Source organism: Acidiphilium rubrum (assembly GCF_900156265.1).
Classification (GTDB): domain Bacteria; phylum Pseudomonadota; class Alphaproteobacteria; order Acetobacterales; family Acetobacteraceae; genus Acidiphilium; species Acidiphilium rubrum.
In genome coordinates this window covers 1-14638 of the sequence record NZ_FTNE01000011.1, presented here as the reverse complement: position 1 = coordinate 14638, position 14638 = coordinate 1, and the positions used below count along the sequence as shown (strand labels likewise).

14 protein-coding genes and 2 tRNA genes are annotated in these 14638 nt (G+C 64.9%); 8 read left to right on the top strand and 8 right to left on the bottom strand.

Translation table 11 applies throughout. The features are described 5' to 3' along the window. Positions 1 to 148: 148 nt before the first annotated feature. Positions 149 to 2818 (bottom strand): aminopeptidase N, encoded by a 2670-nt coding sequence (gene pepN / locus BW994_RS09680; RefSeq protein WP_029313038.1) that lies wholly within the window; start codon positions 2816 to 2818, stop codon positions 149 to 151. A gap of 194 nt (positions 2819 to 3012) precedes the next feature. On the opposite strand from pepN, the gene BW994_RS09675 reads away from it, so the two are divergent. Beyond that, complete coding sequence (locus tag BW994_RS09675) at positions 3013 to 4158, top strand: GNAT family N-acetyltransferase (protein ID WP_029313039.1); 1146 nt, start codon at positions 3013 to 3015, stop codon at positions 4156 to 4158. 216 nt (positions 4159 to 4374) lie between these two features. Beyond that, positions 4375 to 5247 (top strand): DMT family transporter, encoded by an 873-nt coding sequence (locus BW994_RS09670; RefSeq protein WP_076454520.1) that lies wholly within the window; start codon positions 4375 to 4377, stop codon positions 5245 to 5247. Here BW994_RS09670 and BW994_RS09665 read toward each other — a convergent pair. After that, positions 5205 to 5567, bottom strand: a complete 363-nt coding sequence (locus BW994_RS09665; protein WP_076454518.1) for a CsbD family protein — start codon at positions 5565 to 5567, stop codon at positions 5205 to 5207. The two genes, BW994_RS09670 and BW994_RS09665, sit on opposite strands and share 43 nt — an antisense overlap. Before the next feature lie 212 nt (positions 5568 to 5779). Here BW994_RS09665 and BW994_RS09660 point away from each other — a divergent pair, with 212 nt between their 5' ends. Next, positions 5780 to 7396 (top strand): APC family permease, encoded by a 1617-nt coding sequence (locus BW994_RS09660; RefSeq protein WP_076454516.1) that lies wholly within the window; start codon positions 5780 to 5782, stop codon positions 7394 to 7396. A 293-nt stretch (positions 7397 to 7689) separates the two neighbouring features. On the opposite strand, the gene BW994_RS09655 is transcribed toward BW994_RS09660, so the two are convergent. From BW994_RS09655 to BW994_RS09635, 5 genes are all read right to left on the bottom strand, one after another. Then, on the bottom strand, positions 7690 to 8043 hold the full coding sequence (locus tag BW994_RS09655; protein WP_029314212.1) for a gamma-butyrobetaine hydroxylase-like domain-containing protein: 354 nt from the start codon (positions 8041 to 8043) through the stop codon (positions 7690 to 7692). Next, on the bottom strand, positions 8040 to 8225 hold the full coding sequence (locus BW994_RS09650; RefSeq protein WP_029314210.1) for a Trm112 family protein: 186 nt from the start codon (positions 8223 to 8225) through the stop codon (positions 8040 to 8042). The genes BW994_RS09655 and BW994_RS09650 overlap by 4 nt, the downstream gene beginning before the upstream one ends. Before the next feature lie 27 nt (positions 8226 to 8252). Further along, positions 8253 to 8329 (bottom strand) — tRNA-Arg (locus BW994_RS09645). Positions 8330 to 8435: 106 nt separating this feature from the next. After that, positions 8436 to 9011: a TetR/AcrR family transcriptional regulator gene (locus BW994_RS09640; protein ID WP_211252824.1), complete on the bottom strand. Its 576-nt coding sequence runs from the start codon at positions 9009 to 9011 to the stop codon at positions 8436 to 8438. Between the two features lie 210 nt (positions 9012 to 9221). Further along, positions 9222 to 9297, bottom strand: a tRNA-Lys gene (locus BW994_RS09635). Between the two features lie 206 nt (positions 9298 to 9503). Between BW994_RS09635 and BW994_RS09630 the strand changes: the two genes are divergently transcribed. The 5 genes from BW994_RS09630 (at position 9504) to BW994_RS19965 (ending at position 14217) form a co-directional block, all read left to right on the top strand. Then, positions 9504 to 11195 carry a c-type cytochrome gene (locus BW994_RS09630; RefSeq protein ID WP_245801550.1) on the top strand — a complete coding sequence of 564 codons (1692 nt, stop codon included), beginning with the start codon at positions 9504 to 9506 and terminating at the stop codon, positions 11193 to 11195. An 8-nt stretch (positions 11196 to 11203) separates the two neighbouring features. Next, positions 11204 to 11794 (top strand): GNAT family N-acetyltransferase, encoded by a 591-nt coding sequence (locus BW994_RS09625; protein WP_342667866.1) that lies wholly within the window; start codon positions 11204 to 11206, stop codon positions 11792 to 11794. A 10-nt stretch (positions 11795 to 11804) separates the two neighbouring features. After that, complete coding sequence (locus tag BW994_RS09620) at positions 11805 to 12674, top strand: carbon-nitrogen hydrolase family protein (protein ID WP_029314205.1); 870 nt, start codon at positions 11805 to 11807, stop codon at positions 12672 to 12674. Further along, positions 12671 to 13816 carry a lipid-A-disaccharide synthase gene (gene lpxB, locus BW994_RS09615; RefSeq protein ID WP_029314203.1) on the top strand — a complete coding sequence of 382 codons (1146 nt, stop codon included), beginning with the start codon at positions 12671 to 12673 and terminating at the stop codon, positions 13814 to 13816. Before BW994_RS09620 ends, lpxB begins: the two co-directional genes overlap by 4 nt. A gap of 257 nt (positions 13817 to 14073) precedes the next feature. Beyond that, a complete protein-coding gene (locus BW994_RS19965) occupies positions 14074 to 14217 on the top strand; it encodes a hypothetical protein (RefSeq protein ID WP_156038199.1) in 144 nt (47 codons plus the stop codon). Positions 14218 to 14289: 72 nt separating this feature from the next. Here BW994_RS19965 and BW994_RS09610 read toward each other — a convergent pair. Next, positions 14290 to 14638: cupin domain-containing protein (locus BW994_RS09610; RefSeq protein ID WP_076454514.1), on the bottom strand; the 349-nt coding region annotated here is incomplete at its 5' end.

Here is a 14638-nt window from a genome sequence, read left to right as displayed (position 1 = left end):
CATTAGTTTTAGGTAAGGGGAGGGCGCTGCCTCGGTGGTTCCGTCGATCTGGCCTGGGTCGCCCTCCCCTTACCTAAAACTAGCGGGTTCTAAGGGCTCCGCCCTTAGTGGGGGTCGAGGGGGCAAAGCCCCCCGCCTTGCTTCCTTCCTACCTCACACCATCAGCGTGCCGCACGCGTTCGGCCATCTCGCGCGTATTCGGCGAAAGATCGTTCGCCGCGATGATGCGATCCAGCGCCGCGCGCATCTTATCCTGCCGCGCCGGATCATAGCGTTTCCAATCCGCGAACACTTCCATGCCGCGCGCCGCGACGCTGCGGTTCACCTGGTCGGCCGCGAGCGTCATGCGCGCGACGAAATCGTAACCCGCACCCGAAGCATCGTGGAACCACAGCGCGTTGCGATACCCGAAGGCCAACACCAGCGAGCGGTAGCGGTTGGGGTTGCGGATGTCGAAATCAGGGTGCCGCGTCAGCGCCTCGATCCGCGCGAGCGTGTCCGGCGCGCTGCTCATCGCCTGGATCGCGAAGAATTTATCGATCACCAGCGCATCGCCCTGGAACCGCGCGTGGAACGCGGCGAGCGCCTCGTCCCGCGCCGGGCTGGTGGTATCGACCAGCAGCGCCAGCGCCGTGAGGCTTTCGGTCATCGTGGTATCGGCCGCGATCTGCGCCTGCGCCAGCGCGATCCCCGCCGCCTCATCACCCGCCATGATATACGCCAGACACGCATTGCGCAGCGCGCGGCGACCCACACTGGCCGGATCGACCGCGAACGCCCCGTCATACGCGGTCTGCCCATAAATCGCCTGGAACCGCGCCTGCAAAGCCCCCCCGATCGCACGGCGCGCGGCGGTCAGCACGGCGTGGATCGCATCGGGATCGACCACCGCCATCCGGTCCGCCAGCGTCGAAGCCCCCGGCAGACCGAGCAGCCGTGCGGCCAACGCCGGCGCCGCCGCCGCCTGATCGAGCGCCGCGGCCCGCGCATCGCGCAACCCGTCGTCGAGCGTGAAGCCCGCGCCGCGCTGATGCGCCGCAATCGCCTCGAGCAACACCTGCACCGCGTATTCATGGCCGGCTTCCCAGCGATTGAACCCGTCGCTGTCATGCGCCGCCATCATCGCCAACTGCGCCCGGTCATACCCGCTCAGCCGGATCGGCGCCGAAAAATTGCGGAACAGCGAGGGCACCGGTGCCGCCGCCACATCGGTGAACACGAAGCTCTGCGCCGCCTCGGTCAGCAGCACCACGCGCGTGCCCGCCACCGTCTCACCATCGATCGTGCCCGCCAGATCCTGCCCATCCGGCCCGATCAGACCAAGCGCCACCGGAATCACGAACGGCGCCTTCTCCGCCTGCCCCGGCGTCGGCGCGGTCGCTTGCCGCAGCGTCAACGTATAGCGCCGCGCCTCCGCATCATACGCGCCGGCAAAACTCACCGCCGGCGTACCGGCCTGATCGTACCAGCGCATGAACTGGGTAAAATCGTAACCCGACGCCTCATGCATCGCGCCGACGAAATCCTCGATCGTGGCGGCGGTATTGTCGTTGGTCGCGAAATAGATATCCATGCCGCGCCGGAACGCATCCGCCCCGATGATGGTACGGATCATCCGCACCACTTCCGCACCCTTTTCATACACCGTGGCCGTGTAGAAATTATCGATCTTCCGATAGGCCGGCGGCCGCACCGGATGCGCCAGCGGCCCGCCGTCCTCGCGGAACTGAAAGCCGCGCAACCGCAGCACATCCTCGATCCGCGACAGGCTGGCATCGGTGGTATCCGCCCCGTATTCCTGATCGCGGAACACGGTCAGCCCCTCCTTCAACGACAGCTGAAACCAATCCCGGCAGGTCACCCGATCGCCGGTCCAGTTATGGAAATACTCATGCGCGATCACCCGGTCGATCCGCAGATAATCCGCATCGGTCGCGGTATCCGGCCGCGCCAGCACCAGGGCGGTGTTGAAAATATTCAGCCCCTTGTTCTCCATCGCACCGGCATTGAAATCCCCCACCGCCGCGATGTTGAAAATATCCAGATCGTATTCGAGGCCGAACACCTCCTCATCCCAGCGCATCGACCGCTTGAGGCAGACCATCGCGTGATCCACCTTGTCCTCATCGCCCTGGCGGACATAAATCCCCAGCGCCACCGTGCGGCCCGACGCGGTGATGAACTCGTCATGCACCGAAACCAGCATCCCCGCGACCAGCGCGAACAGATACGAAGGCTTCGGATGCGGATCGACCCATTTGACCCAGGCCTGCCCATCCGGCATCGCCCCCCGATCGACCGGATTGCCGTTCGAAAGCAGCACCGGATACCGCGCCTCGTCCGCAACCAGCGTCGCGCTGAACCGCGCCATCACATCCGGCCGGTCCGGGAAAAACGTGATCCGGCGAAACCCCTCCGCCTCGCATTGGGTGAAAAAATCGCCCCCCGAAACATACAGCCCCGATAGTTGCGTATTCCCGGCCGGATCGATCGTGACATCGGTATCCAGCGTGCACGCATCCGGCAAATCCGCGATCACCAGCCCATGCTCACCCAGCCGATAGGCAGCAGCATCGAGCGCCACCCCATCGACCGCTACCGCATTCAAAGTCAGGTCCTCGCCATCCAGCACCAGCGGCGCCGCCGCATCGCCATGCGCCGGGTTGCGCCGCAGCGCCAGCGTCGCCCGCACCCGCGTCGCCTTCGGGTCCAGATCGAAAATCAGATCGACGGTATCGACCAGAAACGCCGGCGGCCGATAATCGGCCAGGCGGTGCTCGGCAACAGGGGCGGGGATCGCAACAGGACGCTCGGCCATATGAAACTCCTTGGAATACCCAAACCTGCCCGACCCCGCCGCCCCACGCAATCCGCTGAGCCACAACGGTTTTATCGGTCAGAACACCCCACGCCGACTTCGCGGAAATTGCGCAGCACCCCGCGCCCCGATTATTTTACAAGGACAGCCCGCAAAATCCTATGCAGACGCCGCCGGTGCTGCATATTGAAGCGATGGACGGCACGCCCCGCGACCTCACCCTGCGCCTGCATCAAAGCATTCACGACATCCCCGCCGCCGAGTGGAACCTGCTCGCAGGCAACGGCAACCCGTTCGTGCGCCACGAATTCCTCGCCGCCATGGAAGACAGCGGCTCGGTCGGCGGTCGCAGCGGCTGGTACCCCTATCACGCCGCCCTGCGCGACGCCGCCGGCCGCCTCGCCGCCGCCGCACCCGCCTACGCCAAAGCCCATTCCTACGGCGAATACGTGTTCGACCACGCCTGGGCCAACGCTCTCGAACGCGCGGGCGGCCGCTACTACCCCAAACTCCAGATCGCCGCACCCTTCAGCCCCGTCCCCGGCCCGCGCATGCTGCTCGCCCCCGGGCTCGACATGGCATCCCTCGCCGACGCGCTGAAAATCGGCGCCAAACAACTCAAATGCTCGTCAGTCCACGCCACCTTCTGCACCGAAGACGAATGGCACGCCCTCGGCAAAGCCGGCTGGCTGCAACGCATGGGCGTGCAATACCACTGGCATAACCACGACTACGCCGATTTCGAAGCCTTCCTCGCCGCGCTCGCCTCCCGCAAACGCAAAGCCATCCGCCGTGAACGCCGCGACGCGCAGGCCGGCCTCGAAATCCGCCCCCTCCGCGGCTCGGAAATGGGCAAACGCGAATGGGCGGCCTTCCACCAATTCTACCTCTCCACCGTCGATCGCAAATGGGGCGGCGCCTACCTCACCGAAAGCTTCTTCAGCCTGCTCGGCCAACGCCTCGGCGACGCCGTCGTCGTCATGATGGCCTTCCGCGCCGGCAAACCCATCGCCGGCGCCCTCAACCTGCTCGGCGACGAAGCCCTCTACGGCCGCAACTGGGGTGCCACCGAAGACGTCCCCTTCCTCCACTTCGAACTCTGCTACTATCAGGCCATCGAATTCGCGATCAGCCTCGGCCTCAAACGCGTCGAAGCCGGCGCCCAAGGCCAACATAAAATCCAGCGCGGCTACCTGCCCAGCCGCACCTTCTCCGCCCACTACCTGTTCCACCCCGGCCTCAACGCCGCCGTCGCCGACTTCCTCGACGCCGAACGCCCCGCCATCGCCGACGAAATGGCCATGCTGGGCGAACAATCTCCGTATCGTGCCGAGCCCTGAGCTGAGGCAAGCAAGGCGGGGGGCTTTGCCCCCTCGACCCCCACTAAGGGCGGAGCCCTTAGAACCCGCTAGTTTTAGGCAAGGGGAGGGCGCTGCCTCGGTGGTTCCGTCGATCTGGCCTGGGTCGCCCTCCCCTTGCCTAAAACTAATGGATTTTAAAGGCTCCGCCTTTAACGGGGTCCAGGGGCAGAGCCCCTGGCCTTGCTTCCCTCACTCATGATCGCCGCATACGCGTCGTTGGCCCTGTCCATGATGATGGTCGGGGTGAATGTGGTGATTTTGAAGGTTTTGGCCGGGCATTTGCCGATTTTCGTGATTCTGGGGTTGCGGTCGGTTCTGGCGGCTTTGGTCTTGGTGCCGTTCGCGCGGCTTGAGCGTGTGCCGGGGCGACTTGTGCTGGGCAATCTGGCCTTACAGGCGGGGTTTGGCACGCTGGCGTATAATGTCCTGTTGCTGGCGGGTTTGCAGCGCACGGGTGCGGTCCAGGCGGGTCTGGTACTGGCGACGTTACCGGCGGTGATTGCGCTGGGTGCCGCGATTCTGCTGCGGGAGGGTCTCTCCTGGCTTCAATGGCTTGCGGTCGGTCTGGCGGGATTGGGGATTGCGGCGTTGGCGCGCGGCGGTGGCGGGTTCAGCCTGCTGGGTGATGGGCTGGTGTTCGGCGCGGTTTGTGGCGAGGCGGTTTACGCCCTGCTCGCCCGGCGTGCGGCGGGGCAATTGCCGGTCGCGCAGGCGAGTTTCTGGATGCAGGCGGCAAGTGCGGTGTTCTGCATGCCGCTGGCGATCGTGCAGTTTCCGGCCGCGCATTTCACGCTGGGCATCGGCGCCTTGCTGGTCGTGCATAGCCTCACCGCCAGCTTGCTGGCGCTGTTGCTATGGTATCACGGCATGAAGCGCGTGAAGGCCGGCGTCGCCGGCGCCTTCACGGCACTGCTGCCGGCCACCGCGACGCTCGCGGGCGTCGTGATCCTGGGTGAGGCGTTCACGCGGGGCGACGCGCTCGGCCTCGTCGCCCTGCTGTGTTCGATCGTTCTGATCGTATCGCCTCAGTTCCGGCTACGGCCGTGGAGCAGAAAGGCCAGAGCATAGCCGGCGGCGGCGGTGCCGAGCATGGCGAGCAGCGGCTGCTCCTTGATCATGTCGGAGGCGCGGCCCATCAGGCTGTCATCGACATAGGCATTGCCGGTGGAATCGACATGCGGCTTATGGCTGGTGAAAGCCTCGCTGGCGGCTTCGGCGGCTTCGCTGATGGTGTCCTTGGCCGAGCCATAGAGCTTCTGGGCCTTGCCGGCGAGCTGGTCGGCCTTGCCTTCGGCCTGGAGCGATTCGTCGCCGGTCAACCCGCCGACACCGTCCTTGATCTTGCCGCCGATATCCTTCGCGGCACCCTTGATTTCGTCTTCATCCATGGTTCTCATCCTCGATCTGCTTGGCCGGAATTGGCGAAAAATGCAGATGGCGTTCGACCCCGCGCGAAACAAGCCGCGCCAAAACAAACGTCCGCACGCCCGCCAACCCAGTTTTGTAAAGAGGGTCAGTCACATAGCTGTCATTTAATATCTTTCCATCTTCATTAAAACGGCGTTAAGGTCCGCCGATAAGTCAAAACAGGGGATAATTGATGGCTGAAGGTACTGGAATTAAACTTAAACGCGATGCAGGCATCATCGGGCTCTTGTTTGCAAGCCTGGGTGGAATCATCGGATCGGGCTGGCTGCTCGGGCCGCTCACCGCCGCCAAAATCGCCGGCCCCTCCGCGATCATCGCCTGGCTGATCGGCGGCGTCGCGGTCTTGCTGCTCTCCTTCGTCTACGCCGAACTCGCCACCGCCTTTCCGCGCGCCGGCGCCGTCATCGCATTTCCAAAACTCTCCCACGGCAATCTGATGGCGACCGTGCTGAGCTTCGTCGTGTTCCTCGGCTACGCCTCGGTCGCACCGGCCGAAGCCTCGGCAGTGATCACCTACGCCAGCAACTACATCACCGGCCTGGTCGATAAAGGCGGCGTGCTGACCACGCTCGGCTTCATCGTGTCGGCCGCCCTGCTCGCGGTCTTCGCCGTGGTGAACATGCTGGCGATCAAGACCGTGCTGGCCATCAATTCGACCCTGACATGGTGGAAAATCGCCATCCCCGTGCTCACCATCATCGTCTTCCTGCTGTTCGGCTTCCACGCCAGCAATTTCTCCTCGCACGGCTTCGCCCCCGCCGGCGCATCCGGCGTGTTCTCCGCCGTGGCAACCTCGGGCATCGTGTTCTCCTACCTCGGCTTTCGTCAGGCGGTCGAACTCGCCGGTGAATCGAGCAACCCCAAACGCAACCTGCCGATCGCCATCATCGGCTCGGTCTCGATCGGCCTGGTCGTCTACGTCGGCCTGCAAATCTCGTTCATCGGCGCGCTGAACCCGTCGGACATCGCCAAAGGCTGGGCCAACGTCAATTTCAAAGGCGCATTCGGTCCGTTCGCCGGCCTCGCCTCGCTCATCGGCATGGGCTGGCTGGCCGTGCTGCTCTACATCGATGCCTTCGTCTCGCCCACCGGCACCGGCATCATCTACTTCACCACAACCTCGCGGGTGCTCTACGCCACCGGCAAGGAAGGCCTGATCGGCGGCAATTTCTTCGCCAAACTCTCGGTCGCCGGCGTCCCGCTGGTCGGCGTCCTGGTCACCTTCCTGGTCGGCCTGCTGTTCCTCGTGCCGTTCCCCTCGTGGCAAGGCATCGTCACCTTCATCTCCTCCGCCACCGTGCTCTCCTACGGCACCGGCCCCGTCGTCATGATGACCCTGCGCAAAACCCTGCCGCCGGATCGCTACAAACGCCCCTACCTGCTCGCCGGCGGCAACCTGATCGCCTCGGTCGCCTTCATCATCTCCAACTTCATCATCTTCTGGAGCGGCGCCGCCACCGATGACTTCCTGTTCGAACTCATCCTCGGCTTCACCGTCATCTACGTCGCCTACGAAGCCATCGCCGGCGTCGGCATCGCCAACCTCCACTGGCGCGGCGCCTGGTGGCTCGCACCTTACTTCTTCGGCCTGTGGCTGCTGACCTACCTCGGCCCAAAAGCCCTGACCGGCGGCACCAATACACTCGGCGAACTGACCGACTCCATCATCCTGGTCATCTTCAGCATCATAATCCTGTTCGTCGCCATCAACTCAGGCGTCCCAGACCCCGAAGAAGCCAAAGCCACCATCCTCGCCGGCGAACCCGAACTATTCATGCCCGCCGAGTAACACCACCGATCGCGGGATCAGCCGTGAGTAAGAAGGCCAGGGGGCTCTGCCCCCTGGACCCCCGTTAAAGGCCCCGCGGGCAAGATGCCCGCTATCATACGATGAGGCGCGCGACGCGCGCCGGGCTTTAAAATCCATTAGTTTTAGGCAAGGGGAGGGCGACCCAGGCCAGATCGACGGAACCACCGAGGCAGCGCCCTCCCCTTGCCTAAAACTAGCGGGTTCTAAGGGCTCCGCCCTTAGTGGGGGTCGAGGGGGCAAAGCCCCCCGCCTTTCTACCCAAGGCCGACCCACTATCGGGCGAGGCTGGCGGCGTCGATGGCTTTGAGGTAGGCGGCCCAGCGGTAGTCGTATTCACGGCCCAGCCTGTGCAGGTAATCCCATGAATAGATGCCGGTGTTATGGCCATCATCGAAGGTGATGCGGATGGCGTAGTGTCCGTTGGGTTCGAGGCTGGTGATCCCGACGGCGCGTTTACCGGCGACCAGTTGGCGCTGTTCAGGGCTATGGCCTTGCACTTCGGCGCTGGGGCTTTCGATCCGCAGGTATTCGGCCGGCAGGGCGAAGTGTGTGCCGTCGGAAAAGCTGATCTCCAGCACGCGTTCGGCGCGTTTCAGTCTGATTTCGGTGGGTTGCGGCGCGGTCACGCGTCGAGCTTGCGGGCTTCGTCGATCAGCATGATCGGAATGCCGTCGCGGATCGGAAACGCCAATCCGGCCCGTTCGCTGATCAATTCGCTATTGGCGCGATCATAGACGAGCGGTCCCTTGGTCAGCGGGCAGACCAGCACTTCGAGCAGTTTCGGGTCGATCGGCGCCGGATCGGTCATGGCGCTGGTCCTTCGCGATAAGGAAAGTGGCGCACCCGAAGAGACTCGAACTCCTAACCCCCAGATTCGTAGTCTGGTGCTCTATCCAGTTGAGCTACGGGTGCACTGATCGGCGTGGATTAGCTGAACGCGCTCAGGATCGCAAGGGCGGCAAGCCGGCGACCGCATTTTTGAAAAAAACCGCCGGAAAACCCAACCGCCCCGGCCGTCTCACCGGCGCGGCCTCACCGTGTCGAACATATGCTGCAAGCTCGACAAGCCGCTTGCGCGCATCACCCCAATGGCACCGGCATCCCCTGCCAGATGTTTGAGCAGGCATTGCTGGAACAGGCCATCGAAAATCGCATAGGCCAATGCGGCCGGCACGGTCAGCGGCGTGTCCTGCAGCGCCGCAAGCCGCGTCATCACCCGCCAGATCATCGCTTCGAGCGTCCGATCGATCGCCAGCACATCGGCCCGGAACGCGGGCTCGAACAGCGCCTGCGAGCGCAGGTCATACCAGAGCCGATGCAGATGCGCCTCCTCGCGAACGGTGGTGCACAAACTGTCCAGAAAGCCGTCCGCGAGTTCATCGTAACTCATCGCCTGCTCGATCACCGCATCATAGCGCGTCACGCAGCGTGATTTGTAAAGCTTCACGCAGCAGGTGATCAGATCGACCTTGTCGTTGAAATAATAATGCAGCACCCCGTGGGAAAATTCGGAGTTCTGGGCAATTTCGCGCAGGCTGGTGCGCGCATAGCCAAGCTGCGCCAGCGTCACCAACGCAGCGTCGGCAAGCTCCATCCGCCGCTCGGAGAATTTTTCGACCCGTTTACGCGAGATCCGATCGACTGGTCTTATCGACTCTGACTGCATTGCGGTTCCGATGGTTCGTTACGCCGTGCACTGTGAACCGCATCGCCGTTGCTTTTCAACAACTATCGCACGAGTGTGAATATATTTCAGGTTACAATGGCGGCGGCGCCTGAGCCCGCAGGACATCCGGAGCAGGAATGGTGGGCGCACAAGGATTCGAACCTTGGGCCCGCTGATTAAGAGTCAGCTGCTCTACCAACTGAGCTATGCGCCCATTCCTGCCCGCCGAGGCCATCGCAGCGCCGGACCCGCGCCTTCTAGCAACACCGTCACCATCTGTGAAGACCCGGCCCGACCAGCACTTGATCATTCCGGTTTTATGGCGAATTAGGACACGTCCAGGGTGCAATCGCGCCGCCCCATTTTTATGAAGCAGGATCAGCCATGCCATCATCGTCACGGTCTGGGTCGAGATTGCCGGTGTGGATTGCCGCCGGCGCACTTGCGGTGGCTGCCCTCGCGGTAGGGGCGGGCATGGCGCTGGGCGATATCGGCCAGGCCTATCTGCCCACCTCCGAAGTCAGCCCGCCCGGCGCCTTTGCCGCCATGCCGAAACCCAACACCACCGGCATGAGCCCGCAGCAGGTCGCCGTCGTGCAACGCGGCGAATACCTCACCACCGCGGCCGATTGCATGCCCTGCCACGAAGCCCCCGGCGCCAAGCCCTTCGCCGGCGGCCTCTCCTTCGTCACGCCGTTCGGCACGATGTATTCCCCCAACATCACGCCCGACAAAACCAACGGCATCGGCAACTGGACCAACAAGCAATTCTGGAACGCCCTGCATTACGGCATCTCGCCCGGCCACTCGCTGCTGGTGTTCCCGAAATACATCTACCCGGCGATGCCCTACACCTCCTATTCGAAGCTCTCGAAGCCGGACGTGCTGGCGATCAAAGCCTATCTCGATGCGATTCCTGCGGTCGATGCCCCGCACGTCCCCAACGCCCTGAATTTCCCCTTCAACATCCGCGCCGTCCTGCTCGGCTGGCGCATCCTGTTCTTCGGCGCCCACCCGGTCCATTACCAGAAATCCTGGAGCCCCGCGGTCCGCAACGGCGCCTATATCGCCGAAGCGCTCGGCCACTGCACCGAATGCCACTCGCCGCGCAACCTGCTGTTCGCGATCAAATCGAGTGACACCCTGGCCGGCGCGCAGATCCTCGGCGAACCCTGGTACGCACCCAACATCTCCTCCTCCAGGCAATACGGCGTCGGCGCCTGGAACCGGGCCGATCTGGTCTCCTATCTGCACGAGGGCGGCAACATGGTGAACGGCTCGGCGTTCGGCCCGATGAAATCGGTGGTCGACTACAGCCTGAGCCAGCTCCCCGTCTCCGACATCAACGACCTCGCGGCCTATCTGCAAACCGCCACCAAGCCGCGCACCAACCCCGTCAAACCCATGACCATCCCCGCCACCGAACTCGCCGAAGGTCACGCGCTCTACACCACCAATTGCGCCGCCTGCCACCAGGCCGATGGCAAGGGCATCGCCCAGGTGTTCCCGAACCTCGCCGGCAATCAGGCCGTCACCGGCGGCCCGGCCGACAACACCATCGGCATCGTGCTCGGCGGCATGATCCCCTGGCACGCCAACGGCCCCGTCATGCCCGCCTTCGGCTCGATCCTGTCCGATCACCAGATCGCCGCGGTCACCAACTACGTCCGCACCGCCTGGGGCAACCACGGCGTGCCGAATGCCACCGCCGCCAGCGTCTTCGCCTTCCGCAAATCCGCCCCACCCCATAAAATCGCCCTGGCCGACGCCGACTATCTCGACCTGCCGCCGATCGCCTCCGCCGCCGCCCGCAAACTCGGCTGCCCCCTCCTGACCGACAGCCTGATCGGCCCCGGCGCCGGTGAAATGCAGATCATGGCCGGCGCCACGCCCGATACCCTGGCAAACCGCACATCCATGCTGATGGCCGCCGTCAAGAAAGCCAACCCCGGCATCACCAAGGACCAGATGTCGCAATATCTGCTCACCGCCTATTGCCCGGTCGTCGCCACCCAATCGGGCATGTCCCTGTCGGATAAAAAATCCGCCCTGAAACGCTTCATGGATCAGGCACAGGCCATGGCGGCAGCACCGTCCAAACAAGGCAGCTGAGCCGCAAGGTGCCGCTGACCATCGAGACCCTGCGCGGTGCTGCCATCCTGCCGCACCTCGCAGCCCTCGCCGACCTGCGCATGACCGTGTTCCGCGCCTGGCCCTATCTGTATGAGGGCGATGCCGCCTACGAACGCCACTACGTCGCCACCTACGCGGCAAGCCGGCACGCCGCCATCATCATCGCCCGCGATGATCAAACCATCGTCGGCGCCTCCACCTGCCTGCCCCTGACCGACGAAGCCGAATCCCTGCAAACCCCCTTCCGCGCCGCCGGCTTCGACCCCGCCGCGATCTGCTATTTCGGCGAATCCGTCCTGCTCGAACCCTATCGCGGCCAGGGTGCCGGCGTCGCCTTCTTCACGGCGCGCGAAGCCCACGCACGCACCATCCACGGCGTCACCCACGCCGCCTTCTGCGCCGTCATCCGCAACCCGGCCGACCCCCGCCGCCCGCCTCGCACCACCCCGCTCGACGATTTCTGGCGCCATCGCGGCTTCACCCCCCACCAAGGCCTGATCTGCACCATGCGCTGGCGTGAAATCGGCACCGAGGCCGAAACCGAAAACCATCTGCAAGCCTGGCTGAAACCGCTATAACCCCGCCATCATGCACATCGCCCTCTCGCCCTTCCCGATCCTCCGCCCCACCAGCCTCGATGATTTCGCCGCCCGGATCGAAACCCTCCTCCGCGCCGCCAAAGCCGGCCAGGCCGACGCCCTGGTCCTGCCCGAATACGCCAGCATGGCCCTCGCCGGCGCCTTCGTCACGTCACCCGATGTCACCGCCGAACTCGCCGCCGTGGTCGAACACGCCGATGCCCTGGTCGCCGCCTGCCGCACCCTCGCCCGCACCCACGGCATCATGCTGCTCCCCGGCACCGTCCCGATGCGCGGGCCGGACGGCCGCATCCGCAACCGCGCCCCCTTGATCGACGGTGCCGGCCGCATCGCCTTTCAGGACAAACGCGTCATGACCCGCTTCGAAGCCGAACGCTGGGGCATCACCCCGGGCGGCCCACCCCGCGTGTTCGAAACCGATTTCGGCCGCATCGGCATCGCCATCTGTTACGATTCCGAATTCCCCCTGCTGATCCGGGCCCAAACCCTCGCCGGCGCCGATATCATCCTGATCCCCACCTGCACCGATACGCTGCACGGCTTCAACCGCGTCCGCCTCTCCGCCCGCGCCCGCGCGCTCGAAAACCAGTGCTTCACCGCCGTCGCCCCCACCACCGGCATCGCCCCCTGGTCCGCCACGCTCGATGAAAACCGCGGCTACGCCTGCGCCTTCGGCCCGGTCGATCGCGGCTTCCCCGACGATGGCCTGATCGCCCGCGGCCCCCTCGACGCGCCCGACCTCCTGTACGTCAACCTTGACCCCGCCGCCCTCGCCGCCACCCGCGCCGACCCCGCCGTCCGCAACCACACGGACTGGCCCGACAACCCCGCCCCCGCCAGCGTGGTCGCCCTCGCGTGACCCTGGTCTACCTGATCGCCGGCGAAGCCAGCGGCGATGTCCTCGGCGCCCGCCTGATCGAAGCCCTCCGCCGCCGCCGCCCCGACCTCACCTACACCGGCATCGGCGGCGCCCGCATGGCCGAACAAGGCCTCACCACCCTGTTCCCGATGCAGGATCTCGCCGTCATGGGAATCGCCGAAATCCTCCCCCGCGTCATCAAACTCCGCAACCGCCTGCACCAGACCATCACGGACATCGCCGCCCGCCGCCCCGCGCTGGTCATCACCATCGACAGCCCCGGCTTCACCCTGCGCGTCCTCCGCGCCATCGCCCCGCTCGGCCTCAAACGCGTCCACTACGTCGCCCCCCAGGTCTGGGCCTGGCGCCCCGGCCGCGTCCGCCACTTCCCCGGCCTGTGGGACCGCCTGCTCTGCCTGCTGCCGTTCGAACCCGATTTCTTCGCCCCCCACGGCCTCAACCCCGTCTTCGTCGGCCACCCCGTCCTGCAATCCGGCGCCGATCAAGGCGACGCCATCCGCTTTCGCGCCCAGTTCGGCCTCGATGGCGGCGCCCAACCCCTCATCCTGATGCCCGGCAGCCGCCGCACCGAAACCGCCCGCCTGATGCCCGTCTTCCGCGAAACCATCGCCCGCCTCGCCCCACACCACCCCGCGCTCGTCCCGGTCCTCGCCGCCGCCCCTGCCATCGCCCCCGAACTCGCAGCCCAGGCCGCAAGCTGGCCGACCCGCCCGATCATCGTGACCGACCCCGCCACCCGCTACGACGCCTTCGCCGCCGCCGCCGCCGCGCTGACCAAATCCGGCACCTCGACCCTCGAACTCGCCCTCGCCGGCGTCCCCATGGCCGTCACCTACCGCGTCAACCCGCTCAGCGCCGCCCTCGCCCGCCGCCTGATCACCGTCCCCCACGTCGCCATGATCAACCTGCTCGCCAACCACGCCCTCGTCCCCGAACGCCTCCAGTCCGACTGCGCCCCCACCCAACTCGCCACCACCATCGAGGACATCCTCACCAACCCCGCCATCGCCGCCACCCAACGCACCGGCTTCACCCAAGCCCTGTCCCGCCTCAAAGCCCCCGACGGCCTCCCCCCCAACGAAGCCGCCGCCACCGCCGCCCTCGAAGTCCTCGGGCAGTAATCGATCGGGTGCCGCGGCGGTCAACAAGTAAGGCAAGGCAAGCACTTCTTTTTTTGCAAAAAAAGAAGCAAAAAAACTCTCTGATCCTTCAGTAAAGATCGTAGGGTGGGTATCCCTTGATACCCACCATTCTGACCGCGCCACTGTAAGTGCGGACTACGCCTCAAATGCCACTGGATCGTGCTAGAGCCGCTCGATCGCCGTTCGGGGTGACCGCCGCCCCCAACCAACGTCGTTATAGCATCGGGGCGTAACGCATGCTGCTGTATTTTGGTTTGTTCAAAAATCAAGAGTTCCGCACGGCTGGGAGCGGAGGCACCTCCACCGAAAGTGCCGCACTCAGCGCATTCAAAGCTCTTGACGAAAACGAATTCAATGTTGGAGTCCAAGCCTTATTGTAACCGCCGACGCCGTAGCAATCCCATATGGCCCCCGATCACGCCGTCCCGATCCTCAACGGCACGTCGGCTGTCCTAAGCCGTCTCGACCTTCGGTCGACCGTCGTGCGGCCCGAGCGGCCGGTCGGGCGGGTCAACCCAGCGCTCCGGGCAGGCGGCTTCATAGGTCGCGTTCAGCGGATAGCGGATCCGGTTCTCGTTGGTCGGCTCACCGATCACCAGCAGTCGGACTTCAATTGGTGTGTTGTTCATGAATGTATGCGCAATTCCCGTGCCGGGCGGAAACCCGACCGAATCACCGGGCCGCAGGCGAACCAGGTTCCCGTCGATCCAGGCGTCCGGCGTGCCCTCCAGAACATAAACGAACTCTTCCAGGGCGCTCTCGGCGTGGGGGTACGAGGTCCGCCGGCCGGGCGGCAGCCGC

Excerpts from the sequence above, each read along its gene's own strand:
- pepN (WP_029313038.1), bottom strand. The coding sequence starts at position 2,818 with ATGGCCGAGCGTCCTGTTGCGATCCCCGCCCCTGTTGCCGAGCACCGC.
- BW994_RS09675 (WP_029313039.1), top strand. The coding sequence starts at position 3,013 with ATGGACGGCACGCCCCGCGACCTCACCCTGCGCCTGCATCAAAGCATT.
- BW994_RS09670 (WP_076454520.1), top strand. The coding sequence starts at position 4,375 with ATGATCGCCGCATACGCGTCGTTGGCCCTGTCCATGATGATGGTCGGG.
- BW994_RS09665 (WP_076454518.1), bottom strand. The coding sequence starts at position 5,567 with ATGGATGAAGACGAAATCAAGGGTGCCGCGAAGGATATCGGCGGCAAG.
- BW994_RS09660 (WP_076454516.1), top strand. The coding sequence starts at position 5,780 with ATGGCTGAAGGTACTGGAATTAAACTTAAACGCGATGCAGGCATCATC.
- BW994_RS09650 (WP_029314210.1), bottom strand. The coding sequence starts at position 8,225 with ATGACCGATCCGGCGCCGATCGACCCGAAACTGCTCGAAGTGCTGGTC.
- BW994_RS09640 (WP_211252824.1), bottom strand. The coding sequence starts at position 9,011 with ATGGAGCTTGCCGACGCTGCGTTGGTGACGCTGGCGCAGCTTGGCTAT.
- BW994_RS09620 (WP_029314205.1), top strand. The coding sequence starts at position 11,805 with ATGCACATCGCCCTCTCGCCCTTCCCGATCCTCCGCCCCACCAGCCTC.
- BW994_RS19965 (WP_156038199.1), top strand. The coding sequence starts at position 14,074 with ATGCTGCTGTATTTTGGTTTGTTCAAAAATCAAGAGTTCCGCACGGCT.